At 70.3% G+C, this 21,161-nt stretch carries 27 protein-coding genes and 1 tRNA gene; 15 read left to right on the top strand and 13 right to left on the bottom strand.

From position 1 onward, the window contains the following. Window positions 1-1,400: TonB-dependent receptor plug domain-containing protein (locus V7Z97_RS11715; RefSeq protein ID WP_334163602.1), on the bottom strand; the 1,400-nt coding region annotated here is incomplete at its 3' end. A gap of 354 nt (window positions 1,401-1,754) precedes the next feature. On the opposite strand from V7Z97_RS11715, the gene V7Z97_RS11710 reads away from it, so the two are divergent. Together V7Z97_RS11710 and V7Z97_RS11705 are read left to right on the top strand one after the other, a co-directional pair. Further along, window positions 1,755-2,390, top strand: a complete 636-nt coding sequence (locus V7Z97_RS11710) for a 2OG-Fe(II) oxygenase family protein (protein WP_334163601.1) — start codon at window positions 1,755-1,757, stop codon at window positions 2,388-2,390. A 4-nt stretch (window positions 2,391-2,394) separates the two neighbouring features. Further along, complete coding sequence (locus V7Z97_RS11705; protein WP_334163600.1) at window positions 2,395-3,138, top strand: 2OG-Fe(II) oxygenase; 744 nt, start codon at window positions 2,395-2,397, stop codon at window positions 3,136-3,138. Here the strand turns inward: V7Z97_RS11705 and V7Z97_RS11700 are convergent. After that, a complete protein-coding gene (locus tag V7Z97_RS11700; protein WP_334163599.1) occupies window positions 3,086-3,652 on the bottom strand; it encodes a hypothetical protein in 567 nt (188 codons plus the stop codon). The genes V7Z97_RS11705 and V7Z97_RS11700 overlap by 53 nt on opposite strands. Window positions 3,653-3,829: 177 nt before the next feature. Between V7Z97_RS11700 and V7Z97_RS11695 the strand changes: the two genes are divergently transcribed. The 3 genes from V7Z97_RS11695 to V7Z97_RS11685 are packed head-to-tail and all read left to right on the top strand — an operon-like array spanning window position 3,830 to window position 6,968. Beyond that, window positions 3,830-4,345 (top strand): hypothetical protein, encoded by a 516-nt coding sequence (locus V7Z97_RS11695; RefSeq protein WP_334163598.1) that lies wholly within the window; start codon window positions 3,830-3,832, stop codon window positions 4,343-4,345. Between the two features lie 5 nt (window positions 4,346-4,350). Further along, window positions 4,351-6,132 carry a putative 2OG-Fe(II) oxygenase gene (locus tag V7Z97_RS11690; protein WP_334163597.1) on the top strand — a complete coding sequence of 594 codons (1,782 nt, stop codon included), beginning with the start codon at window positions 4,351-4,353 and terminating at the stop codon, window positions 6,130-6,132. Between the two features lie 50 nt (window positions 6,133-6,182). Further along, on the top strand, window positions 6,183-6,968 hold the full coding sequence (locus tag V7Z97_RS11685) for a TIGR00730 family Rossman fold protein (protein ID WP_334163596.1): 786 nt from the start codon (window positions 6,183-6,185) through the stop codon (window positions 6,966-6,968). A 12-nt stretch (window positions 6,969-6,980) separates the two neighbouring features. Here the strand turns inward: V7Z97_RS11685 and V7Z97_RS11680 are convergent, their stop codons facing one another. Beyond that, on the bottom strand, window positions 6,981-7,616 hold the full coding sequence (locus tag V7Z97_RS11680) for a sulfotransferase family protein (RefSeq protein ID WP_334163595.1): 636 nt from the start codon (window positions 7,614-7,616) through the stop codon (window positions 6,981-6,983). A gap of 73 nt (window positions 7,617-7,689) precedes the next feature. Next, window positions 7,690-7,974, bottom strand: a complete 285-nt coding sequence (locus tag V7Z97_RS11675; protein WP_334163594.1) for a hypothetical protein — start codon at window positions 7,972-7,974, stop codon at window positions 7,690-7,692. 156 nt (window positions 7,975-8,130) lie between these two features. On the opposite strand from V7Z97_RS11675, the gene V7Z97_RS11670 reads away from it, so the two are divergent. Continuing rightward, entirely contained in the window at window positions 8,131-8,451 is a 321-nt protein-coding gene (locus V7Z97_RS11670) for a hypothetical protein (RefSeq protein ID WP_334163593.1), read from the top strand. Here V7Z97_RS11670 and V7Z97_RS11665 read toward each other — a convergent pair. From V7Z97_RS11665 to V7Z97_RS11650, 4 genes are read right to left on the bottom strand one after another with little or no spacing between them, the layout of a single operon-like run. Beyond that, window positions 8,448-8,816, bottom strand: coding sequence for an EthD domain-containing protein (locus tag V7Z97_RS11665; protein WP_334163592.1), 369 nt, complete (start codon window positions 8,814-8,816; stop codon window positions 8,448-8,450). The two genes, V7Z97_RS11670 and V7Z97_RS11665, sit on opposite strands and share 4 nt — an antisense overlap. Before the next feature lie 36 nt (window positions 8,817-8,852). Then, the gene (locus V7Z97_RS11660; protein ID WP_334163591.1) at window positions 8,853-9,416 is read right to left on the bottom strand and encodes a demethoxyubiquinone hydroxylase family protein; all 564 of its coding nucleotides are present in this window, start codon (window positions 9,414-9,416) and stop codon (window positions 8,853-8,855) included. Next, window positions 9,413-9,919 carry a disulfide bond formation protein B gene (locus V7Z97_RS11655; protein WP_334163590.1) on the bottom strand — a complete coding sequence of 169 codons (507 nt, stop codon included), beginning with the start codon at window positions 9,917-9,919 and terminating at the stop codon, window positions 9,413-9,415. The genes V7Z97_RS11660 and V7Z97_RS11655 overlap by 4 nt, the downstream gene beginning before the upstream one ends. Before the next feature lie 28 nt (window positions 9,920-9,947). Further along, the gene (locus tag V7Z97_RS11650) at window positions 9,948-10,526 is read right to left on the bottom strand and encodes a YqaA family protein (RefSeq protein WP_334163589.1); all 579 of its coding nucleotides are present in this window, start codon (window positions 10,524-10,526) and stop codon (window positions 9,948-9,950) included. Window positions 10,527-10,640: 114 nt separating this feature from the next. Between V7Z97_RS11650 and hppD the strand changes: the two genes are divergently transcribed. The 7 genes from hppD to V7Z97_RS11615 are packed head-to-tail and all read left to right on the top strand — an operon-like array spanning window position 10,641 to window position 16,107. After that, the gene (hppD, locus tag V7Z97_RS11645; RefSeq protein ID WP_334163588.1) at window positions 10,641-11,741 is read left to right on the top strand and encodes a 4-hydroxyphenylpyruvate dioxygenase; all 1,101 of its coding nucleotides are present in this window, start codon (window positions 10,641-10,643) and stop codon (window positions 11,739-11,741) included. Further along, a complete protein-coding gene (locus tag V7Z97_RS11640; RefSeq protein ID WP_334163587.1) occupies window positions 11,741-12,814 on the top strand; it encodes an isoaspartyl peptidase/L-asparaginase family protein in 1,074 nt (357 codons plus the stop codon). Before hppD ends, V7Z97_RS11640 begins: the two co-directional genes overlap by 1 nt. Further along, window positions 12,814-13,947 carry a homogentisate 1,2-dioxygenase gene (locus V7Z97_RS11635; RefSeq protein WP_334163586.1) on the top strand — a complete coding sequence of 378 codons (1,134 nt, stop codon included), beginning with the start codon at window positions 12,814-12,816 and terminating at the stop codon, window positions 13,945-13,947. The genes V7Z97_RS11640 and V7Z97_RS11635 overlap by 1 nt, the downstream gene beginning before the upstream one ends. After that, window positions 13,948-14,319 carry a cupin domain-containing protein gene (locus tag V7Z97_RS11630; protein WP_334163585.1) on the top strand — a complete coding sequence of 124 codons (372 nt, stop codon included), beginning with the start codon at window positions 13,948-13,950 and terminating at the stop codon, window positions 14,317-14,319. Between the two features lies 1 nt (window position 14,320). After that, on the top strand, window positions 14,321-14,593 hold the full coding sequence (locus tag V7Z97_RS11625) for a hypothetical protein (protein ID WP_334163584.1): 273 nt from the start codon (window positions 14,321-14,323) through the stop codon (window positions 14,591-14,593). Window positions 14,594-14,608: 15 nt separating this feature from the next. Further along, window positions 14,609-15,613 (top strand): fumarylacetoacetate hydrolase family protein, encoded by a 1,005-nt coding sequence (locus tag V7Z97_RS11620; RefSeq protein ID WP_334163583.1) that lies wholly within the window; start codon window positions 14,609-14,611, stop codon window positions 15,611-15,613. Beyond that, window positions 15,610-16,107, top strand: coding sequence for a MarR family winged helix-turn-helix transcriptional regulator (locus tag V7Z97_RS11615; RefSeq protein WP_334163582.1), 498 nt, complete (start codon window positions 15,610-15,612; stop codon window positions 16,105-16,107). The genes V7Z97_RS11620 and V7Z97_RS11615 overlap by 4 nt, the downstream gene beginning before the upstream one ends. 9 nt (window positions 16,108-16,116) lie before the next feature. Here the strand turns inward: V7Z97_RS11615 and V7Z97_RS11610 are convergent, their stop codons facing one another. The 3 genes from V7Z97_RS11610 to V7Z97_RS11600 form a co-directional block, all read right to left on the bottom strand. After that, complete coding sequence (locus V7Z97_RS11610; protein WP_325460169.1) at window positions 16,117-16,437, bottom strand: hypothetical protein; 321 nt, start codon at window positions 16,435-16,437, stop codon at window positions 16,117-16,119. 208 nt (window positions 16,438-16,645) lie between these two features. Beyond that, complete coding sequence (feoB, locus tag V7Z97_RS11605) at window positions 16,646-18,520, bottom strand: ferrous iron transport protein B (protein WP_334163581.1); 1,875 nt, start codon at window positions 18,518-18,520, stop codon at window positions 16,646-16,648. After that, on the bottom strand, window positions 18,517-18,849 hold the full coding sequence (locus tag V7Z97_RS11600; protein WP_442958029.1) for a FeoA family protein: 333 nt from the start codon (window positions 18,847-18,849) through the stop codon (window positions 18,517-18,519). The genes feoB and V7Z97_RS11600 overlap by 4 nt, the downstream gene beginning before the upstream one ends. A gap of 133 nt (window positions 18,850-18,982) precedes the next feature. Between V7Z97_RS11600 and V7Z97_RS11595 the strand changes: the two genes are divergently transcribed. After that, window positions 18,983-19,068: transfer RNA gene (locus tag V7Z97_RS11595), tRNA-Leu, on the top strand. Window positions 19,069-19,087: 19 nt separating this feature from the next. On the opposite strand, the gene V7Z97_RS11590 is transcribed toward V7Z97_RS11595, so the two are convergent. Both V7Z97_RS11590 and V7Z97_RS11585 read right to left on the bottom strand, forming a co-directional pair. Continuing rightward, window positions 19,088-19,342: a YgaP family membrane protein gene (locus V7Z97_RS11590; protein WP_334163580.1), complete on the bottom strand. Its 255-nt coding sequence runs from the start codon at window positions 19,340-19,342 to the stop codon at window positions 19,088-19,090. 14 nt (window positions 19,343-19,356) lie between these two features. Next, on the bottom strand, window positions 19,357-20,637 hold the full coding sequence (locus tag V7Z97_RS11585; protein WP_334163579.1) for an NAD(P)/FAD-dependent oxidoreductase: 1,281 nt from the start codon (window positions 20,635-20,637) through the stop codon (window positions 19,357-19,359). Between the two features lie 151 nt (window positions 20,638-20,788). On the opposite strand from V7Z97_RS11585, the gene V7Z97_RS11580 reads away from it, so the two are divergent. After that, window positions 20,789-21,148, top strand: coding sequence for a rhodanese-like domain-containing protein (locus V7Z97_RS11580; protein ID WP_334163578.1), 360 nt, complete (start codon window positions 20,789-20,791; stop codon window positions 21,146-21,148). Window positions 21,149-21,161: the final 13 nt, after the last annotated feature.

The following is a 21,161-nucleotide window of genomic DNA, read 5'->3' as shown; positions in this document are numbered from 1 at the left end:
GCCAGGCTGGTGTCGCCGAGCAGCGAGTTGGAGCCGTGGGTGTTGCCGTACTGGATGTAGCTTTCCCACTGGCCCTGGATCATCTCCAGGTCGCCGCGGACGCCGGCCTGCAGCTGGTAGCCGAAGAAGTTGAAGTTCGAGACCCGCGGCCCGACTTCCGACAGGCGGCGGTTGAACGTGCCGGTCACGGTCTGGAACAGGCCGTCGCCGTCGGTGTCCGCGTCGGTGTAGGTGCCCGCCGCGTAGGGCGCGCTGCCGGAGGGGATGGAATAGGCGGTGGTAGAGCCCAGGCTATTGAGGGCCTGCTGCGCCGCCGGAGTCAGGAACGGGTTGCCGTCGAGGGTGAAGCGGAAGATCCGGTTGCCGATCGGCGTCGGCGCCAGCTGGGTCGTGACCTTCGAGTTGACGAAGTTGCCCTTCGCGAAGGCCTCGATGCTCTCCGTGATCTCGTAGCGGCCCATCGCCGTCACCGAGTAGCGGTCCTGCGGGGTCTGCAGGTAGTTCACGGGGGCGAAGTTGTAGGTGTCGGGGGCGCCGCGATACAGGCGCACGTCACCGTTCTGCTCGAACTGGGCGGAGTTCGCCGCGTTGTTGGCGACGCCCGGAAGCGTCACGAACCGGCCGGCCACGAAGGGGTTCACACGGCCGGGCTCGTTGGAGCCGGAGCCGGAGAAGATCAGGCCCGAGCCGGCGGCGCGTTGCGCCGCGGACGGTTCGCCGAGCGAGATGGCCAGGGTGCCGCCGCGCTCGCCCTGGGTCAGCGGCTCACGCTTGTTGTGCCCGAGACTCAGCACCACGTTGCCGCGGCCGTCCGCGAAGTTGGCCCCCATGGTGTAGTCCACGGAGTAGATCGGCGCGTCACCGTCGTCGGTGACGGTGTAGCCGGCCGTGAATTCGGCGCCCTCGAAGTTCTTCTTCATGATGAAGTTGACGACGCCGGCGATGGCGTCGGAACCGTACACGGCGGAGGCGCCGCCGGTCACCACTTCGATGCGGTCGATCAGGGCGGGCGGGATCAGGTTCAGGTCGACGGTGCCGGCCTGGGTGGTCGGGGTCTGCCGCTTGCCGTCCACCAGCACGAGGGTCCGGTTGGCGCCCAGGCCGCGCAGGTTGACCGTGGCGGCGCCGCCGCTGCCGTTGTTGACCGTCGAGGTCACGCCCGGCACCGCCTGGGGCAGGGTGTTCAGGAGGTTTTCGGTGTTGACCACGCCGGAGGCCTGGAGTTCGGCGGAGCCGACGGTGGCCACCGGGCTGACCGAGGTCAGGTCCTGGCGCACGATCCGCGAGCCGGTGACGACCACTTCCTCGACATCCTGCGCCATGGCGGGCGCCGAGACGAGAACCGCGCCGAGCACCGTGGACGCCAGCAGGCGTCCTCGGGTGTTCGTTCTGATGTGCATGAATAGCTCCAAAAATGACGCGCAGCGCCGCGCGCATCCCCCCGGGATTTGGTTAGACGCCGCTTCCCCCCGCCAACCTGCTTGGCGAGTCCTGTCATCCCGCGTGAAAGCGCCGCCGGTTACGGTCAAGCTCGCCATAGTCGCGTGCGGCAGCGATACCGCCGTTTTGCGTCACAACGCCTAACACTGTTACATAATGGTCACGCTGCAACGGCGCCGGCTCGCACCCGGAGCGCAGGGCGCATAACCTCGGCCGTGCGCCACCGGAGCGATTCCTTGACCCTGCCGCCCATCGCGATACGCCCCGGCCTCGCCCCGGAGCCCCTGGCCCGAGCGTTCCGGGAGGAGGGAGTCGTGCAGGCGTCGGACTTCCTCGACGCCGCGGCGGCCGAGGCGGTCGGCGCCCTGCTGCCCGGGCTGCCCTATGCGATCGTGGCCCCGGATCCGGGCGGCGAGACCCTGGTCATCACCGACGAGGTGGTCCGTCGATTCGGCGAGCAGCAAGTGCGCAGCTTCCTAGAGGACACGATCCGGCGCGCCTCCACGGGCTTCGCCTTCATCCACCGGTCCTACGCCCTGCAGGACGAGTACGCCCGCGCTCCGACGCATCCCGCCGCGCGGATCACCGAGTTCCTGCAGAGCCGCGCCTTCCTGGACTTCGGGGCGGCGATCATCGGCCAGCCGGTGGCGGGCGTCCGCGTCCAGGCCTCCCACTATCGCAAGGGAGACTTCCTCACCCTGCACGACGACAGCCACGGGCGCGACCGGCGGCTGGCGGCCTTCACCCTGGGATTCACCCGCGGCTGGCGACCCGACTGGGGCGGCCAGCTCCTGCTGCACGACGACGTCGGCGACGTCACCCGAGGCTTCGCGCCGAGGTTCAACGTGCTCACCGTCTTCCGCGTCCCGCAGAAGCACTCCGTGGCCCCCGTGGCGGCCTATGCCACCCAGCCCCGCCTGTCGCTGACCGGCTGGCTGATCGGAGACTGAGCCGGTGGCCCTGGAGCTGTCCCTTGCGTCCGGACTGCAGGCTCATCGCCTCCGGGCGGCCTATGAGCGTGACGGCGTGGTGCAGATCGAGGGGGTGTTCCCGCGCCCGGTGGCGGAGGCCCTGGCCGGGGTCCTGGAGCGGCAGACGTCCTGGTCGCTGGTCCATTCCGGCCCCGGCGGCGAGCACGTGATTCTCCCCCGCGAGGCGCTGGAAGCCGCGGGCGCGGAGGAGATGCGCAAGCGGCTGACCGAGGTCGCCCGGCGCGCCAGCCGCGGCTTCGGCTACGTGTACCTGGTCTACCCGATGATCGACGCCTACCTGGACGGCCGCGATCCCGGGCATCCCCTTCACGCCCTGACGGAGTTCCTGAACAGTTCTGAGTTCATGGACTTCGCGCATGCGGTGACGGGCGAGCCGGTGGTGAAGGTCGACGCCCAGGCGACCCACTACCGGCCCGGGCACTTCCTGACCCTGCACGACGACCGCGGCGTGGGCGAACGGCGCGCGGCCTACACCATCGGCCTGACCCGCGCCTGGCGTCCGGACTGGGGCGGCCAGCTCCTGTTCCACGACGCGCGTGGCGATGTCGCCCGCGGGTTTGCGCCGCGCTTCAACGCACTCACGCTGTTCAAGGTGCCGATGAGCCACTCCGTAGCCGCGGTCGCGCCCTATGCGGCCGCCCCGCGGCTGACGATCACCGGCTGGTTGCGCGACGACCCGCCGTATGCGCCGAGCGGGATGAGGTGAACATCAGGTCCTGGATCGCCCGCAGCTCGGTACTGGCCTGAGAATCGCCTTCCTGCGCCTGGCGTAGCAGCCGCTGCACGGCGGCGTAGGCGCCGCGTCCGCCCGCTGTCGGCCGTCCGCCCCTTACGCCCGCCAGGGTCAGGGCCCGCGCCTGGGTCACCTGGCGAAGGCTGACCGCCTCCACCTCCGCGGTGAGCCGCTCGAGGCGCGCGTCGGGCGTCTCGCTGGCCAGGGGCGCAAGCACGTCGGCGGACACGCCGAACTGCAGGAGGGCGCGCGCCTCCGAGGTGATCTTCTTCAGCCCGCCCCGTGTGGAGCGCTTCCTGGCCCCGAACGCCCGCGCCGCCGCCTGCAGCGCGTCTTCGCTGGCCAGCAGGCTTGCGCTCTGCAGGACCAGGGCGGCGATCGCCACCTGCTTCGCCGCGCAGGGCAGGCCGCCCGCCCGCCCCGTCAACTTGTCGAGCGCCGCCGCCGCCAGAAGGTCGGCGCGCGCATCATCTGCCTGTGAACCCAACAACGCCCCCAAACGACTTGGTTTGTTCGTATTCCCCCGCGCCGGAGTAACATCGTTATGGCCAAGCTTGGAAGACCGACGTTACGACTGCGCCGTAACGTCGCGTGGTTGGGATTTGCCGGCGAGGCGGCCCCACTCTAGCTTGCCGGCCCGTAAGGTCGGGCGGGGAGGGGATAGATGTTGCGGGCTCTGCTGGCGGTCGCCGCCGGGGTAGCGCTGGCCGCGGGTCCGGCCCTCGCCGACCCCGCCGGGGGGGAAGCGGCCCTCGCCGGGCTGGCGGCCTGCGCCGCGCAGCCGGAGCCTGTGCAGAAGTCGGCCTGCTACGATCAGGCCTATGCGACCCTGCGCGAGGCGGTGCGGACCGGCGATGTGGTGATCGTCGAGAAGCGCGAGGCCCAGGCGGCCCAGCGCGGCGCCTTCGGGCTCAGCGTCCCGGCCTTCAACCTCTTCGATCGCGCCAACGGCGGCAAGGCGCTCGAGAGCGTCGCCGGTGAGGTGGCCCAGGCGCGCCGGGACGAGCACGGCCGCTGGATCGTCACCCTGGCCGAGGGCGCGGTCTGGCGGCAGATCGACGACGAGCCGATGCGGGCGCCGCGCCCCGGCTCCGCCGTGGAGATCCGCCGGGCCGCCTTCGGCAGCTTCATGATGAAGGTCGATGGCCAGCGCGGCGTGCGCGCACGCCGCGACGACTAGCCTCCGTGACCCCGCAGGAGACCCGCGCGGCGCTGGCCCGGGCCAAGGCGGCCTTCGGCGCTGGCGACCTTGCGACCGCCGGGCGCCTCGCCGAGGCGGTGGCGGCCAGCGAGCCGGGCCTGGCGCTGGCCCGCCAGATCGCGGCCGTGGTCGCCCGCCGGCAGGGGCGGCTGGAGGATTCCCGCAGTCACTTCGAGGCGGCCCTGGGCGCGGCGCCGGCCGACGCCGGCATCCTCAACGGCTACGCCAACCTGCTTCGCGACCTGGGCGACCTGGCCGGGGCCGCGTCGGCCTACGAGCGCGCCGTGGCGGTCGCCCCAGGCGATCCCGAGGTCTGGGTGAACCTGGCGCTGGCCCGCAAGCGGCTGGAGGACGGCCCCGGCGCGCGTGCGGCCCTCCAGCGCGCCCTGGCCATCGCTCCTGACCATCCGCGCGGCCTGCAGGCCCTGGGCGTGCTGCTGCTGGAGGCGGGCGAGCCGGACGCCGCGGCGGAAGCTCTCGACCGGCTGCTGGCGCGTGAGCCGGCCAATCTGCTGGCGCTCCGCGCACGGGCGCGGGTGGCCGCCGAGACGGGCGACGACGCCGCGGCCTGGATCGCCCGGGCTCGTGCGCTGGCGCCGCAGGATCGCGGTCTCGTGCTGGAGGCGGCGGTGCAGGCCCTGAGGGACGGCGAGGCGGCGGAGGCGGAGGCCGCGCTCGCGCGACTGGTCGCGGACGACCCGGGGCTGGTGGAGGCCCACGACGCGCTGGCCAAGCTCCGCTGGGAGCGGGGCGACGGGGAGACCTTCACCGCGAGCTACGAGGCCGCGGTGCGGGACCGTCCGGAGGATCGGGACCTCTGGCTGGGCTACCTCGGCGCACTGATGCGCGCCGGCCGTCCGGAGGCGGCGCTGGAGCGGCTGCCGGCCGCACGCACTGCGCTGGGGCCGCTGGCTGCGGGACTCGAGGCGGCGGCCGCCAGCGAAGCCGGCGAGCTGGTCCGCGCCGACCGCATCTTCGCCGCGCTCGACCCGGCGGCGGACGCAGGGCTGAGGATCGCCTTCCTCCGTCACCTGCTCCGGGCCGGACGGCCCGAGGCCGTGACGCCCTTCGCCGAGTCGCTGGCCCGCGCTCCGGGCGGCGCGGACCTGTGGCCCTACCTCGCCACCGCCTGGCGACTGACCGGCGATCCGCGCTGGGACTGGCTGGAGGGGAATCCGGCCTTCGTGCGCGCCGTGGATCTGCCGATCTCCGCCGCGGAACTCGACGCCCTGGCCGAGCGCCTGCGCGCGCTGCACCGCACCCGCAACGCGCCCTACGAGCAGACCCTGCGCGGCGGCACCCAGACGCAGGGCAGCCTGCTCGCCCGCCGCGAACCGGAGATCGTCCGACTGCGCGCGATGCTGGGGGACGCCATCCGGGACTATGTGACCGCCCTGCCGCCGCCGGATCCGGACCATCCGCTGCTCGGTCGGCCGCGCGGCGGCGCCCGCTTCGCGGGCTCCTGGTCCGTTCGCCTGGAGGATGCGGGCTTCCACACCAACCATGTCCACACCACGGGCTGGATCAGTTCAGCCTTCTATGTCGTGACGCCGCGCGAGATCTCGGCCGGGGACACCGGCCAGGCGGGCTGGCTCACCTTCGGCGAGCCGCCGGCCGAGCTCGGCCTGGCCCTGAAACCGTTCGGCGCGGTCGAGCCGAAGCCCGGCCGGCTGGCCCTCTTCCCGTCGACCCTCTGGCACGGCACGCGGCCGTTTCGGCGGGGGGAGCGGATGACCGTGGCCTTCGACGTCGTCCCCACAGGCTGAACGGCGCGAAAGCGCTGGCGTGGGCGTCGCACCGGCGGCCATATGGCGGCATGTCCGAGCCCCATCCCAACACCCCCCAGATGGCGTCGCCGTCCTACCGGCTGGCCGTGTTCGACCAGGATTTCCTGCTCTCCCAGGAGATGCGCGGCGTCCGCTTCATGCTGGAGTTCTCTAAGGCGGACCTGGCGCTGAAGGCCTGGGGCGTGCGCTCCACCATCGTCGTCTTCGGCTCGGCCCGGATCGGCGAGAACGGCGATGGCCAGCACGCGCGCTGGTACGCCGCGGCGCGGGAGTTCGGGGCTATCGCCTCGAAGCGCGGCGGGGCCTTCCTGGAAGGCCAGCCGTTCCGCGACAATGTCATCGCCACCGGCGGCGGCCCCGGGATCATGGAGGCCGCCAACCGCGGCGCCTCAGACGTGGGCGCGCCCTCCGTGGGCTTCAACATCACCCTGCCGCACGAGCAGGAGCCGAACAGCTGGTCGACGCCGGAGCTGACGTTCCGCTTCCACTACTTCGCCATGCGCAAGATGCACCTGGCGATGCGGGCCAATGCGCTGGTGGTCTTCCCGGGCGGCTTCGGCACCCTGGACGAGCTGTTCGAGATCCTGACCCTGCGCCAGACCGACAAGGCCCCGAAGATCCCCGTGGTGCTGTTCGATGAGGCCTACTGGCGCTCGATCATCAACTTCGAGGAGCTGGCTCGGCACGGCATGATCTCCAAGGCCGACCTCGACCTCTTCTGCTTCGCCGAAACCGCCGAAGGCGTGTGGGAAGAGCTGCTGAAGCATGGCGTGAAGCCGCACCAGGATATCGAGAGCCTCCGCCCCACGCCCTAGGACCCACGCACCTCAGGCCGGCTGGCCGGCCGCCTGGGCTCGCATGCCCGCGATCATCTGCTTGAACTCCTCCGTGGAGTTCACCCGCGGCATCGGGGTCTCCGGCTCGGGGACGCCCAGGAAGGCGCAGAGCGGGCTCCAGCCTTCGGCCACCTGGTAGACCAGCAGGCGTTCCGGCGCGATCACCTCGCGGACCCGGGCATTGTGCGCCTCGTAGACCGAGATCAGCCGCTCGCGGTTGTGCATGTCCCGGCCGAACAGGTCGTCGATCACCTTCATCACCATGCGCGAGTGCGGATTGGTCTCGTCCTTGGGGATGAGCGGCCCGAAGATGGTCTCCTGCGTGCTGCGGAACCAGGCTTCGGGTTCGCGGACGGTGAGGATCACCCTGGCGTCTGGATAGGCCTCGGCCAGCTCCCGGTAGAAGGTGGCGCTCGGCCAGTCGACGGTGGCCCGGTAGCCCTGGAACACCTCTTCCCAGTCGACCGGCTCGCCGTCGGCGGCCGCCTCCCAGTAGGCGGGCGCCTTGGGGTTCTTGATCACCTCCAGCATGTGGTAGCAGGGGCCGAAGCCGAGCTGCTCCAGGGCAAGCTTGAGCGACAGCGTCCCCGTGCGGCCGAAGCCCGCGCCGATCACCGAAAGCGGCATTCTGGTCCTCCCCGTCGCTTCTCGTTGCGGGGAGCCTGTGCGCCGCGTGGCGCTGAGGCAAGTCGGAAGCCGGCTAGCGGAAGATGTAGATGCCGCCCGTGACGCCGGACGGGGCCTCGGCCAGGCCGTGCACCTCCAGCCGCACGCGGCGCGCGCCGCAGACGCAGCGAAGCCGGCCCTCCAGGTGCTCCACAGGCTGGCGCGCCAGGCCCTGGCAGATCCAGGGCGCGGGATCGACCGCTGCGGTGCGGCCGCAGCGGCACAGGGCCCAGAGACTGGCGCGGGCCTGGGTGGCCTGGGAGAGGCGCGGCGCGCCGAATGGCCGATCGCCGATGTAGTGCGTTGTCCCGTCCGCCATGGCGCGCCTCCGTGGATAGAACAAAAGCAGAACTCCTGTGCTCGTGCGACTCCCTGGAAGCTGTGATTTCCGGGGAGCGCAACCTGAAGGGAGGGTTGCGGGCCGGAACCCGCCCGTCGCTGTCCGGTTGTGGCGGCGACCGATGGGAGATGTCCGATGCAGAACCCCCGAGAGACCCGCACAAATGCGGCCGATTCCGCCCCCGGTGTCGACGACGGCCCGGCGCGCGGAAAGGGCGCGCCTGTGGACAGCAAGCCGGGCGGCCGCAAGATCGTCTGGCTGGTGGTGGCCGCGAGCGTCGCCCTGCTGCTGGTGATCTTCATCGCCCGGCCGATGCAGACCGGCCGGGAAGGCTCGCCGCCGGTGAGCGCGCCGGGCGCCGGCCCGGCGATGATCGGTCCCGGCGCCAGCCAGGGGGAGGTCGAGTCCAGCACCGTACCCGGCGCGGCCGACGACGGCCGCCCGGCGCAGCGCTAGCCGACGACCACCTTCTCCTCGCCGAACCACAGCGGCGAACGCGCGAGGTCGATGAACCTGCGCTCGTCCTCGAGCAACATGCGGCCGGCCGCCTGGGCCTCGGGTCTGCGCCCGTTCTGCGCCATGGCCTCCAGGCTGTCGAACCACAGCTCGGCGACGCCGTCGTAGGGCTCCGGCGCGCCGCGGCCGGCGCGCAGGCCCTCGCTGGCCTCCGGCGGCAGGCTGTGGAGCTGGACGTAGCGGCGGATCTGCAGGACCTCGGCGACGCTGGCGACCAGCGGCCCGTGGGTGTTGAACCAGTAGTCCTGGAACGCCTCGAGGCTGAGGTGCGGCAGCCGCACCAGGCAGAAGGTGAGCTTGATCATGGCGGCGCGAGCGTGCGCCCGCGACGCGGCGTCAGCCTAGACCTTCTCGCTGATCCGGATGGCCGCGCGACACCCCGTGCGGATGACGGCGGAGAGCAGGGCGTAGCCCGGCGCCTCGCGGGCTCCCTCGTCCACGGCGAGGTCGCGGTGGGCGAGCTCGTCCTGGCGGAACTGCTCCAGCTCGATCGCCAGCTCCGGCTCCAGCTCGGCGAGCTCGGCGACCTGACCGGCGTAGTGCTGCTCGATGACGCTTTCCACCGCTTCGGTGCAGGCATGGGCCGCCTTGTCGCCCAGGAGGGCGGTGCCGGCGCCCAGGGCGAACCCCGCCAGCCGCCAGACGGGGGCCAGGGCGGTGGGGCGCACCCGCCGCTCGGTCAGGAGCCGGTCGAAGCGGGCGAGGTGCTCGGCTTCGTGGGCTTCCATCTCGGCGAGCTGGCCGGCGATGCGTTCGTGCCGCGGCGCCTGGCCCAGCACCGCGCGCTGTCCGCGGTAGATGGAGACCGCGCCCAGTTCGCCGGCGTGGTCGACGCGCAGGATCTCGGCGAGGCGGGCGGCGAGCGCCCCCTGGCCCGGACGGGGCGGGATCGGCTTCCCGGTCATCGCTTGGACCTTTCGCGGAAGGCGGCCAGCACGCTCAGGACGGCCAGCCCGAGCGAGACCAGGACGTTCCAGCCAGCCATGGAGAGGCCGGCAAACACCCACGGGGCCTCGTCGCAGGCCGGCGGGCGGACCTGCGCGCCGCCGAGGAAGGCCTCCATGTCGCTGAGGCTGACGCCGCCGCCGGCCGAGGCGCAGGCGCTGGGGCCCGGCCACCACTTCCACTCCGCGCCCGCGTGGTAGGCGGCGACGCCCGCGCCGACGAGGAACACCAACCCCAGAACCCAGCAGGTCGCCTCGCGCCAGCGCGGTCCGCCGGGCAGGCGCACGATCACCATGAAGGCCGCGCCCAGGCCCATGGCCGTCCAGTAGACCTCGCGCTGCCGCAGGCAGAGCGTGCAGGGCGCATAGCCGCCGAAGGTCTCGAAGGCGTGGGCGGTGGCCAGCATGCCGGCGGAGGCGAGGAGCGCCGCAAGCCGCCAGCGGTCGAGGATCGGGTTCAGCATCGCGCGCGATATGACCCCAAGCGGGCCGTCACAGGAAGACCTTCAGGACGAGGATGCCGCCCACCGCAAGGATCAGCAGCACGATCGTGTAGAGTGTCAGGCGTCGCTCGAACTCCTGCAGCATCGCCGGGCCCAGGTACTTCAGGATCGCCGCGACGGCGAAGAAGCGCGCCCCGCGAGACGCCGCCGAAGCCCAGATGAAGGTCAAGAGGTCGAAATTCGCCATCCCCGACGAGATGGTGATGAGCTTGTAGGGGATGGGCGTGAACCCGGCGAGCACCACGAAGGCGACGCCGAACCGATCAAACAGAGCCTTGAACTCCGCCTCTCCTTCCGGGTGTCCGAAGATCTCCAGGATCTTGACCCCGACCGGCTCCAGGAAGAATCCGATGCCATAGCCGAACATCCCACCCGCGACGGAAGCCAACGTGCAGATCGCGGCGTAGAGGAAGGCCTTGTTGGGCCTCGCCAGGACCATCGGCCCGAGCATCACGTCGGGCGGGATGGGGAAGAAGCTGCTCTCGGCGAAGGAGATGGCGGCGAGCGACCGGGGCGCGTGGCGTGAGGCGGCGAGCCGCATCACCCAGTCGTACATCTTTCGGAACATTGGCGATCCGTGCGGGGAGGTGGCGCGTTGTTAGCAGGGGGCGCCGGCGCTGTCTCGCCCGCTGGAACAAACTGGTTTCAGATGATACGAGCCCCGCCGACAGGAGACATGGCCATGAACATCCAGGCGCAGCCGCAGACCCGCGACCTCTTCGAGAATCCGCTCGGCACGGACGGCTTCGAATTCGTGGAGTTCACCTCGCCGGAGCCGGAACGGCTGAAGGGCCTCTTCGAGCTGATGGGCTTCACGGCGGTCGCCAAGCACCGTTCGAAGAACGTGCTGCGGTTCCGCCAGGGCGACATCAACTTCATTCTGAACATGGAGCCGTCCGGCCAGCCGGCGGAGTTCCGGCAGGTGCATGGCCCCTCGGCCAACGCCATGGCCTTCCGCGTGAAGGACGCCGCCAAGGCCCTGAAGCTCGCCGTCGAGCGCGGCGCGAAGCCGGTGCAAGGCCTGGTGGGGCCGATGGAGCTGAACATCCCGGCCATCGAGGGGATCGGCGGCTCCAACCTCTACCTCGTGGACCGCTACGGCGCGCAGGAGATCTATGACGTCGACTTCGTGCCCATCGAGGGCGCGGCGGCGCAGGAGAAGGCCAATTCCAAGGGCCTGACCTACATCGACCACCTCACCCACAACGTGTTCCGCGGCAACATGGCCAAGTGGGCGGAGTTCTACGAGCGCATCTTCAACTTCCGCGAGATCCGCTACTTCGACATCGAGGGCAAGGTCACCGGCCTGTTCTCCAAGGCCATGACCAGCCCCTGCGGCAAGATCCGCATCCCGCTCAACGAAAGCCAGGACGAGCACTCGCAGATCGAGGAATTCCTCAAGGACTACAAGGGCGAGGGCATCCAGCACGTGGCGCTGGGCACGGACGACATCTTCCACTCGGTGGAGTCCATGCGCGAGCAGGGCGTCCGCTTCCAGGACACGCCCGACACCTATTACGAGCAGCTCGACGCCCGCGTGCCGGGCCACGGCGAGAACCTCCAGCGGCTGAAGGCCGACAAGATCCTGGTGGACGGCGCGCCGACGGAAGGCCAAGGCCTGCTGCTGCAGATCTTCACGGAGAACATGATCGGTCCGATCTTCTTCGAGCTGATCCAGCGCAAGGGCAACGAAGGGTTCGGGGAAGGCAACTTCAAGGCGCTGTTCGAGTCCATCGAGCTCGACCAGATGCGCCGGGGGGTGCTCCCCGCGACGGAGGGGTGATGCGGCGTATCGCGGTTCTGGTTTCGGTGGCGGTGATGGCGATGGGGACGGCGGCTCAGGCCCAGCCGAAGTGGGCGCTGGTGGTTCACGGCGGCGCCGGGGTCATCGAAAAGAAGGACCTCAGCCCGGAACAGGACAAGGCCTATCGCGAGGCCATGACCCGCGTGGCCAACACCGGCGCCGACGTCCTGAAGAAGGGCGGAACCGCGCTCGACGCCGTCGAGGCGGCGATCAGGCTCCTCGAGGACGATCCGCTGTTCAACGCCGGCCGCGGCGCGGTCTTCACCGCCGAGGGCCGGAACGAGCTGGACAGCTCCGTGATGGACGGTTCGAACCTGATGGCCGGCTCGGTGGCGGGCGTGACCACCACGCGCCATCCGATCAGCCTCGCGCGGGCGGTGATGGAGAAGTCGCCGCACGTCATGCTGATGGGCAAGGGCGCCGACGAGTTCGCGCGAACCCAGAACCTGGAGCAGGTCGACCCGGCCTTCTTCTACACCGAGCGTCGCTGGCAGGGGCTGGAGCGGGAGCTGAAGCGCCAGGGCCTGCCGATCCCCGCCAAGCCCGTCGGGGCGAAGCCGGGCGCCATGGCCGAGCTGGTCCATGACGAGGACGGCGGCCGCAACGCCGACCTGATCGACCTGAAGAAGAAGTTCGGCACCGTGGGCGTGGTCGCCCGGGACAGCCACGGCAACGTCGCGGCCGGTACGTCCACCGGCGGCACCACGGCCAAGCGCTGGGGCCGGGTGGGAGACGCGCCGATCATCGGCGCCGGCACCTACGCCTCCAACAAGTCCTGCGCGGTCTCGGCGACGGGGACGGGCGAGTACTTCATCCGCCTGACGGTGGCGCGGGAGATCTGCGCCCTCGTCGAGCACAAGGGCCTGAGCCTGCAGGCCGCGGCCGACCAGGTGATCCAGAAGGACCTCACGGCCCTGAAGGGCGACGGCGGGGTGATCGCCGTGGCGCCCAACGGCGACATGGCCTGGAGCTACAACACCTCGGGCATGTACCGGGCGAAGATCGCCGACGGCCAGCCGCTGAAGGTCGGGATCTACAAGGACGAACCCTGATGGCGAACCGCAACTGGATCCCCGTCCGGGGCGCGCAGGGGACCCACTCCCGCCAGGCGCATGCCGACATGCCGGAGGGGACCTACGAGCGGGAGATCTCCAAGGAGGGGTTCTTCGGCCCCGCCGCCTTCATCCACCACAGGCGCCCGCCGACCGGCTGGACCAGCTTCGAGGGGCCGCTGCGCCCCAGGGCCTTCGACCTCGCCCGGCTGAACGCCGCCGAGCCCAGCCCCTGGACGGCCGGGAAGGTGCTCCACAACGCCGCCACGGAGGTTCGCTTCTGGAAGCTGGCCGACCCCATGCCGGCGCTGGCCCGCAACGCCGACGGCGACCAGCTGCTGTTCGTCCACCAGGGTGAGGGCGAGCTCTTCTGCGACTATGGCCGGCTGGCCTACACGGCGGGCGACTACCTCTACCTGCCGCGCGGGACCATGTGGCGGCTGAAGCCGTCCTCGCCCACCGCCATCCTGATGATCCAGGCGACCAACACCCACTTCGGCCTGCCGGACAAGGGTCTCCTGGGCGGGCACGCGCTGTTCGATCCGGCCATGCTGGAGACGCCCGTGCTCGACGAGGCCTTCCAGGCCCACCAGGCCGAGGCCGGCGAGTTCCGGGTGGAGATCAAGAAGCGCGGCGAGGTCTCGGTGGTGACCTACCCGTACAATCCGCTCGACGCGGTGGGCTGGCACGGGGAACTCGCCCCGGTGCGGCTGAACGTGAAGGACATCCGCCCGATCGTCAGTCACCGCTACCACCTGCCGCCCAGCGTCCACACGACGTTCCTGTCGGATAGGTTCGTGGTCTGCACCTTCACGCCCAGGCCCTTCGAGACCGATCCGGGCGCGCTGAAGGTGCCGTTCTTCCACAACAACGACGACTTCGACGAGGTGCTGTTCTACCACGCCGGAGACTTCTTCAGCCGCGACCACATCGAGGCCGGGATGATGACCTTCCATCCCTCCGGCTTCACCCACGGGCCGCACCCCAAGGCGCTGAAGAACATGCTGACCCAGCCGAAGCCGGCCACCGACGAATATGCGGTGATGATCGACACGCGGGACCCATTGGAGGTTGGCGAGGCCGCCGCTTCGGTGGAAAATCCGGCCTATGTGGACAGCTGGAAGACCGCCTAGGTGACCGCGCCCCAGGCCATCGACCTGGCGGAGAAGTTTGCGGGCTTCTCCGAGCACTGGCGCCCGAAGATCGCCGCGCAGCTCAACGGCCAGGACGTGCGGCTGGTGAAGACGCAAGGCGTGTTCCCCTGGCACAGCCATGCCGAGGCGGAGGAGATGTTCCTCTGCTTCCAGGGGCGCTTCCGGGTTGAGTTCCGCGACCGGGTGGTGGAGCTCGCGCCGGGACAGATGGTGGTGGTGCCGCGCGGCGTCGAGCACCGCACGGCGTCCGACGAGGAAGCCCACGTGCTGATCTTCGAGCCGTCCGAGGTGGTGAACACCGGCGACGCCGAAGTCTCCGAGTTCACCGCGTCCGCCGGCGTGCGGGTGTGAGATGGACCTCTTCGAGCAGGACCTGCAGTCCGCGGCCCAGGAGGAGATCGAGCGCGCGTGCACGCTGGGTTGGCGCCAGCTCTCCGGCCACACGCCCTGGGGCGACACCTTCGAGGGCTTCACGCCTGCCGGCCGCGCCGTCTGCTTCGAGCGCAGCTACCTGTGGGACGGCGAGCCTGGCTCGGACATCCGCGTCGAGGTCACCGTCTATGAGCCGCACGCCTATGAGGCGGGCGTGAGCCTCGTGCGCACCATCCATCGCCAAACAGCCTGAGAAAGAGAAAAGCGAATGAAGCTGGCGTCCCTGAAGGGCGGCCGTGACGGGCGGCTGGTGGTGGTCTCCAACGACCTGGCCTGGTTCACCGACGCGAGCCACATCGCGCCGACGCTGCAATATGCGCTCGATCACTGGTGGCGGATGGAACCGGAGCTGCGCGGCCTGGCCGAGAGCCTGGAGCACGGCGCGGTGCCGAAGGAGCGCTTCCACGAGCACGCCGCGGCCAGTCCGTTGCCGCGCGCCTACCAGTGGGCCGACGGCTCGGCCTATGTGAACCACGTGGAGCTGGTGCGGAAGGCGCGCGGCGCGGAGATGCCGGAAAGCTTCTGGACCGATCCGCTGATGTATCAGGGCGGTTCGGACGGCTTCCTCGGGCCCCGCGACGCGATCCCGCTGGCCGACGAGGCCTGGGGCTGCGACCTGGAAGCCGAGGTGGCGGTGGTCACCGGCGACGTGCCGCAGGGCGTCAGCCGGGAGGAGGCGCTGGGCCTCATCCGCCTGGTCATGCTCTGCAACGACGTGAGCCTTCGGAACCTGATCCCGGGCGAGCTCGCCAAGGGCTTCGGCTTCTTCCAGGCCAAGCCGGCGTCCGCCTTCTCGCCGGTGGCGGTCACGCCGGACAGCCTGCCCGGCTGGAAGGAGGGCAAGCTCTCCGGGAAACTGGAGGTCGAGCTGAACGGCCAGCCGCTGGGCGAGGCCGACGCCGGCGTCGACATGACCTTCGATTTCGGGACCCTGATCGCGCACGCGGCGAAGACCCGCTCGCTCACCGCCGGCACCATCATCGGCTCGGGCACGGTGTCCAACCGGGGGCCGGACGGCGGTCCGGGCAAGCCGGTGGCCCAGGGCGGCGTCGGCTATTCCTGCCTCGCCGAGCTCAGGACGGTGGAGACGCTGACCGAGGGCGCGGCGAAGACGCCCTTCCTTAAGGCCGGCGACGTGGTGCGGATCGAGATGCGCGACGCCAAGCGCCACACCCTGTTCGGGGCGATCGAGCAGGAGGTGCGGCCGGCGTGAAGGATCTGGCGGTGAAGGATGGCGAGGAGGCGGGCCTGCGGCTCGACGCCTATCTGCCCTATCGCTTGTCGGTAGCCTCGAACGCGGTGTCGGGGCTGATCGCCCGCGCCTACCAGGACCGCTTCGGGCTGACGATCCCGCAGTGGCGGCTGCTGTGCGTGCTGGCCGAGGACGGCGGCCTGACCCAGGGCCAGATCGTCGCACGCACGGTGATGGACAAGGTGACTGTGAGCCGAGCCGCCCAAGGGCTGGTCAAGCGCCGCCTGGTGGCGCGCACAGAGCACGCCGCGGATGGGCGGTCGCACGTCCTGGCGCTGACGCCCGAGGGTGTGTCGCTGTTCGGCGAGATCGCGCCCCTGGCGCTGGCCTACGAGGCGGCCCTGATCTCGGGGCTCGCGCCCGACGAGGTCGCTCTCCTCAAGCGGCTGCTCAGCCGCCTGCAGGCCGTCGCGGGCCAACTGGCCGGGGAGGCGGAGCCGCCGAGGCTCGCCTGAAGGCTCGTCCTAGTGGACGAGCGCGGCCTCCCGGCAACCCCAGCGGTGCGAGCCCTCGCCGAACGGCAGGTGAAAGCCGTACGCGGCGCGCCTGCGCTCATCCCGCCAGTTCTCTTCGAACGTATGGATGAGGGCGGTCTGCAGCTCCTCGGGGATTTGACGGACGTCGTGGCCCAGGGTGCGGGCCACTTGCTCGATCACCAGAGCCCGGTGCGCTTCGCCGCCGAGCATCAGGAGGACCTCACGGACGTGCTTGGCGAGGGTTTGATTCCCGCGCCCCGGCTTTTTGCCGTTCGCAGTCTCGGAGGAGTTATCCAGGTTCTTTCCCATGGCATGCTTAGCTATGCATGCGTGGGTTTATCGAGCCGTTAAACGTCAAGGCGAACGGATGGTTAATCGCGACCTGGGGTTTCATCCCGGGATTCTCGCGGGGGCGGACCGCGCAGTCCGGCCATGGAATCCCGGAATAGTACGGGATCGGCGCAGTTCCTGACCCGGCGAAGGGCGCTGCAGGATCGGGGCCAGAGCGACCGCCGAACTACCCCCAGCCTAGCGCCACGGCCCCCCGATAGACCAGGAACGAGGCCAGGTAGGCCAGCGCCAGCATGTAGGCGAACATCACGCCCATCCAGGTCCAGGAGTTGGTCTCCCGCTTGACCACGCCCAGCGTGGCCACGCACTGCGGCGCGAAGATGTACCAGGCGAGGAAGGCCAGGCCCGTGGCCAGCGACCAGCTCTCCGCCAGCCGCGCGCCCAGCGCGCCGACGTTGGCCTCCGCGTCGCCGACGGCGTAGACCGTGCCGAGCGCGGCCACGGCCACCTCGCGGGCGGCGAAGCCCGGGATCAGGGCCACCACCATCTGCCAGTTGAAGCCCACGGGCGCGAAGACCGGCTGGATGGCGTGGCCGATCATGCCGGCGAAGCTGTAGTCGATGGCCGGCTCCGTCGCGCCCGGCGGCGGTCCGGGGAAGGTCGACAGAAACCAGACCAGCACCATAAGCGGTAGGATGATCCGCCCGGCCCGGCCGATGAAGATCTGCGCGCGCAGCAGCAGGTTGCGCGCGACGCTCTCGGCCGACGGCAGCTTGTAGGTCGGCAGTTCCATCAGGAACGGCTCCACCGCGCCGCGCCAGAACACCTTGCGGATCACGAAGGAGACCAGGAGCGCGCTGACGATGCCGGCGGCGTAGAGGCCGAACATGACGAGGCCCTGGAGGTTCAGGCCGGGCCCCACCGTGCGGTCGGGAATGAAGGCCCCGATGATCAGGGTGTAGACCGGGATCCGCGCTGAGCAGGTCATCAGCGGCGCCACCAGGATGGTGGTCAGACGGTCGCGCTTCTGGTCGATCACCCGGGCGGCCATGATCCCGGGGATCGCGCAGGCGAAGCTGGAGAGCAGCGGGATGAACGCCCGCCCGTGGAGGCCGGCGCCGCCCATGATCCGGTCCATCAAGAACGCGGCCCGGGCCATGTAGCCGAAGTCCTCCAAGAGGATGATGAAGAAGAACAGCACCAGGATCTGCGGCAGGAAGACCAGCACGCTCCCGACCCCGGCGATCAGGCCCTCCACCAAGAGGCTCTGCAGGAGGCCGTCCGGCAGTACGGCGGCGACAGCCTCGCCGAGCGTGCCAAAGCCGGCCTCGATCAGGTCCTGCGGCGGCCCGGCCCAGGAGAACACCGCCTGGAACATCAGGAACAGCAGGCCGAACAGCACCGCCAACCCCGCCACGGGATGCAGCAGGACGGCGTCCACGCGACCGGTCAGGGTGTCGGGCCGCTCGGGCGGGCGGACGTGGGCCTTGAGGATACGCTGGGCCTCGCGGTGGGCCTGGCGGATTTCCCCGGCGGTGGGCTCGCGCCAGGTGCTGGCGGCGCCGAGCGCGCCTTCGGCGGCCAGGGCGTCCACCTGGGCAACCAGGTCCTCGATGCCGCGCTTGCGGGTGGCGACGGTGGTGACGATCGGGCAGCCCAGCTCCCGCCGCAGGCCGTCCAGGTCGATGCGCAGGCCCTGGCGCTGGGCGATGTCGTACATGTTGAGCGCCAGCACCATCGGCCGGCCGACGGCCTTGAGCTCGAGGATCAGCCGCAGCACCAGGCGCAGGTTGGTGGCGTCGGCCACGGCCACCACCACGTCGGGCGGGACCTCGCCGGCCAGCTTGCCCAGCACGGCGTCGCGGGTCACCGCTTCGTCGGGGCTCCGCGCGCGCAGGGAATAGGTGCCGGGCAGGTCGAGGACGGAGAGCGTGCGCCCCCCGGCCGTCTGCACGAAGCCTTCCTTCCGCTCGACGGTGACGCCGGCGTAGTTGGCCACCTTCTGGCGGCTGCCGGTCAGCGCGTTGAAGAGGGCGGTCTTGCCGGTGTTGGGATTGCCGACCAGCGCGATGCGCGCCATCGGCAGGACGCCTTGACTCATCTGGACTCCAGCAGGACCCACACGTCCTCGGCGTCGCGGCGGCGCAGCGCCACCCGCATGTCGTCGAGCCGCACGGCGATCGGGTCGCGCCGGATCAGGCCCTCGTGCAGGACCTCAAGGTGCGCGCCTTCCACGAAGCCGAACTCAAGGAGCCGCCGCTGCAGCTCCTCCACGCCGACACCGTGATCGCCCGGCCGGCTCTCCGCCCGCACGTCGACGATCACGCCCCGGTCGCCGGGATTGGCGGCGCTGAGGCGCACCAGCCGGCCGTCCGCGTCCGCCGCATGGAGCGGCTGGGCGGCGACCGGTTCGGCGAGCATGTCGTGCATGGGACCCCCGAGGACGTCTTTATTGCGAACGATTATCAGTTACGAACGCAGACGTCCATGACCAAGCGGCGCGTTGACCGGCGCCGGCCCATCGCTAGATTGCCCGCCCGCCTGCGTCTTTGACGCAGATCGGGCCCCAGTGGCGAAATGGTAGACGCGGCAGACTCAAAATCTGCTTTCCGCGAGGGAGTGCTGGTTCGAGTCCGGCCTGGGGCACCAAGCGCGATCTAAGGCCCGGTCAGGGGCGCAGCGGCGTGACGGTGGGGTCCGCCACGACCGGCGCCGGTCCGACGCGGAACGCCGTGCCGGAGCTGAGGCCCAGCTTCCGGAACACCATCGCCGCCGGGCAGAAGCCGGTGAACGACGACTGGATGAGGTTCAGGCCCACGAAGGCGGTGAGCAGCATCCACCAGGGGCTCACGAAATAGGTCAGGGCAAGGCTGGCGAGGATCATCAGTCCGGCGAACAGCAGGACGGCGCGCTCGATGGTCATGGCGGTCTCCGGTCTCAGGTTTTCAGCTTGCGGGCGCCGATGAGGTCCAGCGCCAGCTTCTCGTAGAAGGGCTCGCCCTCGCCGCGCCGGACCTTCCCCAGGAAGTACTTCTCGAAGCCCACCTTCGCGAGGTGGACCCAGCGGCCCTCGGCGGACCAGTTGACGTTGCGCGGCGGGATCTGCGGCTGGGCCATGAAGGCGACGCCGCCGTCGCCGAAGTCCGCCAGGCAGATCGCGTTCCAGGTGGCCTCCGCGTCGGCCGGCCGGCCCTCGATGATGGCCAGCAGGTTGCGGGCGATGGCGGTCACCATGCTCTCGATCATGAAGCCGGTCTTGGGCACCCCCACCGGGACCGGGGTCTTGCCGACCGGCGGGATGGCCACGGCGACGCCCAGGCCGAAGACGTTGGGGAAGGCCGCATTGCGCTGGTTCTTGTCCACCAGGACGAAGCCGCGCGGATTGGTCAGGCCCTCGATGCCGCGGATCGCTTCCACGCCCCGGAAGGCCGGCAGCATCATGGAGAAGGCGAAGGGCAGTTCGTGGTGGGCCTTGACCGAGCCGTCGTCGGCGACCTCCTCCACGTCCATCACCCCCGCCTCCGCCTTCACGACGCGGGCGTTGGTGATCCACTTGATGTGGCGGTCGCGCATCTCGCTCTCGAGCAGGCCCTTGGTGTCGCCCACCCCGTCCAGGCCCAGGTGGCCGATGTAGGGTTCGGCGGTGACGAAGGTCATCGGCACCCGGTCGCGCAGCTTGCGGCGGCGTAGCTCAGTGTCGAGGATCATGGCGAACTCGTAGGCGGGTCCGTAGCAGGACGCCCCCTGGACCGCGCCGACCACGATCGGGCCGGGGTTCTGCGCGAAGGTCTCGAAGGCCGCGGCGGCCTTCTCCGCATGGTCCACATGGCAGATCGACTGGGTGAAGCCGCCGTGCGGACCCAGCCCTTCGATCTCGTCGAAGGCCAATTCGGGACCGGTGGCGATCACCAGGTAGTCGTAGGCGAGGCTCTGGCCGTCGTTCAGCTCCAGGCGGTTCTCGCCCGGATGAACGCGTTTCGCGCCCACGCCCATGAAGCCGATCCCCTTCTTCTTCATGACCGGCGGAAGGTCGACCTCGATGGCCGCCCGGTCGCGCCATCGGACGGCGACCCACGGATTGGAGGGGACGAAGTGGAAGGTGTCGCCCTGGTTGACGACGACGACCTCTGCTTTGGAGCCGACCGCCGCCTTGATCTCGAAGGCCGCGATGGTCCCGCCCAGACCAGCTCCCTGGACGGCGATGATGGGCTTGCTCATGACGGCATCCTGCTCCTCTCCCCGACCCTGACATTGAGCGACGTCAAGGCCGGAGAACGCTGATCGCCCTAACCCAGAACGGGCTTGAAAGGGCCTCGTCATTCAATATATGCGCAAATACGCATATAACAACACGAGCCGAGAGAGACCCATGTCGAACCCACAGATCCGCGACCTCAGCCCGGCCGACGTCCGCGGCATGGTCCAGCGAGACGAGATCGTGCTCATCGACGTCCGCGAGCCGGGCGAGTTCGCCGCCGAGCGCATCCACGGGGCGCTCAACTTCCCGCTCTCCACCTTCGATCCCAAGGCCCTGCCGACCGGCGGCCGCGAGGCGGTGGTGCTGCAATGCGGCTCGGGCAAGCGCTCGGCGATGGCCATCGAACGGTGCCGGGCGGCCGGCCTGCCGGTGGATTCCCACCTGGGCGGAGGCATCCAGGCTTGGGTCGCCGCCGGCCTGCCCACCGTCCGCTACGACGCCGCGACCGGCGCCGTCGTCGACCGCAGCTGATCTTCAGGGGACC

The sequence above is a fragment of the Phenylobacterium sp. genome (assembly GCF_036821595.1).
Taxonomy (GTDB): domain Bacteria; phylum Pseudomonadota; class Alphaproteobacteria; order Caulobacterales; family Caulobacteraceae; genus Phenylobacterium.
The sequence above is the reverse complement of the archived record's forward strand: the minus strand, read 5'-3'. Positions and strand labels throughout refer to the sequence as shown.

Coding starts and splice junctions, on each gene's coding strand:
- V7Z97_RS11660 (WP_334163591.1), bottom strand. CDS start 9,416: ATGACCGGGAAGCCGATCCCGCCCCGTCCGGGCCAGGGGGCGCTCGCC.
- V7Z97_RS11695 (WP_334163598.1), top strand. CDS start 3,830: ATGTTGCGGGCTCTGCTGGCGGTCGCCGCCGGGGTAGCGCTGGCCGCG.
- V7Z97_RS11675 (WP_334163594.1), bottom strand. CDS start 7,974: ATGGCGGACGGGACAACGCACTACATCGGCGATCGGCCATTCGGCGCG.
- V7Z97_RS11635 (WP_334163586.1), top strand. CDS start 12,814: ATGGCGAACCGCAACTGGATCCCCGTCCGGGGCGCGCAGGGGACCCAC.
- V7Z97_RS11670 (WP_334163593.1), top strand. CDS start 8,131: ATGCAGAACCCCCGAGAGACCCGCACAAATGCGGCCGATTCCGCCCCC.
- V7Z97_RS11600 (WP_442958029.1), bottom strand. CDS start 18,849: ATGCACGACATGCTCGCCGAACCGGTCGCCGCCCAGCCGCTCCATGCG.
- V7Z97_RS11580 (WP_334163578.1), top strand. CDS start 20,789: ATGTCGAACCCACAGATCCGCGACCTCAGCCCGGCCGACGTCCGCGGC.
- V7Z97_RS11680 (WP_334163595.1), bottom strand. CDS start 7,616: ATGCCGCTTTCGGTGATCGGCGCGGGCTTCGGCCGCACGGGGACGCTG.
- V7Z97_RS11585 (WP_334163579.1), bottom strand. CDS start 20,637: ATGAGCAAGCCCATCATCGCCGTCCAGGGAGCTGGTCTGGGCGGGACC.
- V7Z97_RS11640 (WP_334163587.1), top strand. CDS start 11,741: ATGCGGCGTATCGCGGTTCTGGTTTCGGTGGCGGTGATGGCGATGGGG.
- V7Z97_RS11590 (WP_334163580.1), bottom strand. CDS start 19,342: ATGACCATCGAGCGCGCCGTCCTGCTGTTCGCCGGACTGATGATCCTC.
- V7Z97_RS11665 (WP_334163592.1), bottom strand. CDS start 8,816: ATGATCAAGCTCACCTTCTGCCTGGTGCGGCTGCCGCACCTCAGCCTC.
- hppD (WP_334163588.1), top strand. CDS start 10,641: ATGAACATCCAGGCGCAGCCGCAGACCCGCGACCTCTTCGAGAATCCG.
- V7Z97_RS11685 (WP_334163596.1), top strand. CDS start 6,183: ATGTCCGAGCCCCATCCCAACACCCCCCAGATGGCGTCGCCGTCCTAC.
- V7Z97_RS11655 (WP_334163590.1), bottom strand. CDS start 9,919: ATGCTGAACCCGATCCTCGACCGCTGGCGGCTTGCGGCGCTCCTCGCC.
- V7Z97_RS11650 (WP_334163589.1), bottom strand. CDS start 10,526: ATGTTCCGAAAGATGTACGACTGGGTGATGCGGCTCGCCGCCTCACGC.
- V7Z97_RS11625 (WP_334163584.1), top strand. CDS start 14,321: ATGGACCTCTTCGAGCAGGACCTGCAGTCCGCGGCCCAGGAGGAGATC.
- feoB (WP_334163581.1), bottom strand. CDS start 18,520: ATGAGTCAAGGCGTCCTGCCGATGGCGCGCATCGCGCTGGTCGGCAAT.
- V7Z97_RS11620 (WP_334163583.1), top strand. CDS start 14,609: ATGAAGCTGGCGTCCCTGAAGGGCGGCCGTGACGGGCGGCTGGTGGTG.
- V7Z97_RS11610 (WP_325460169.1), bottom strand. CDS start 16,437: ATGGGAAAGAACCTGGATAACTCCTCCGAGACTGCGAACGGCAAAAAG.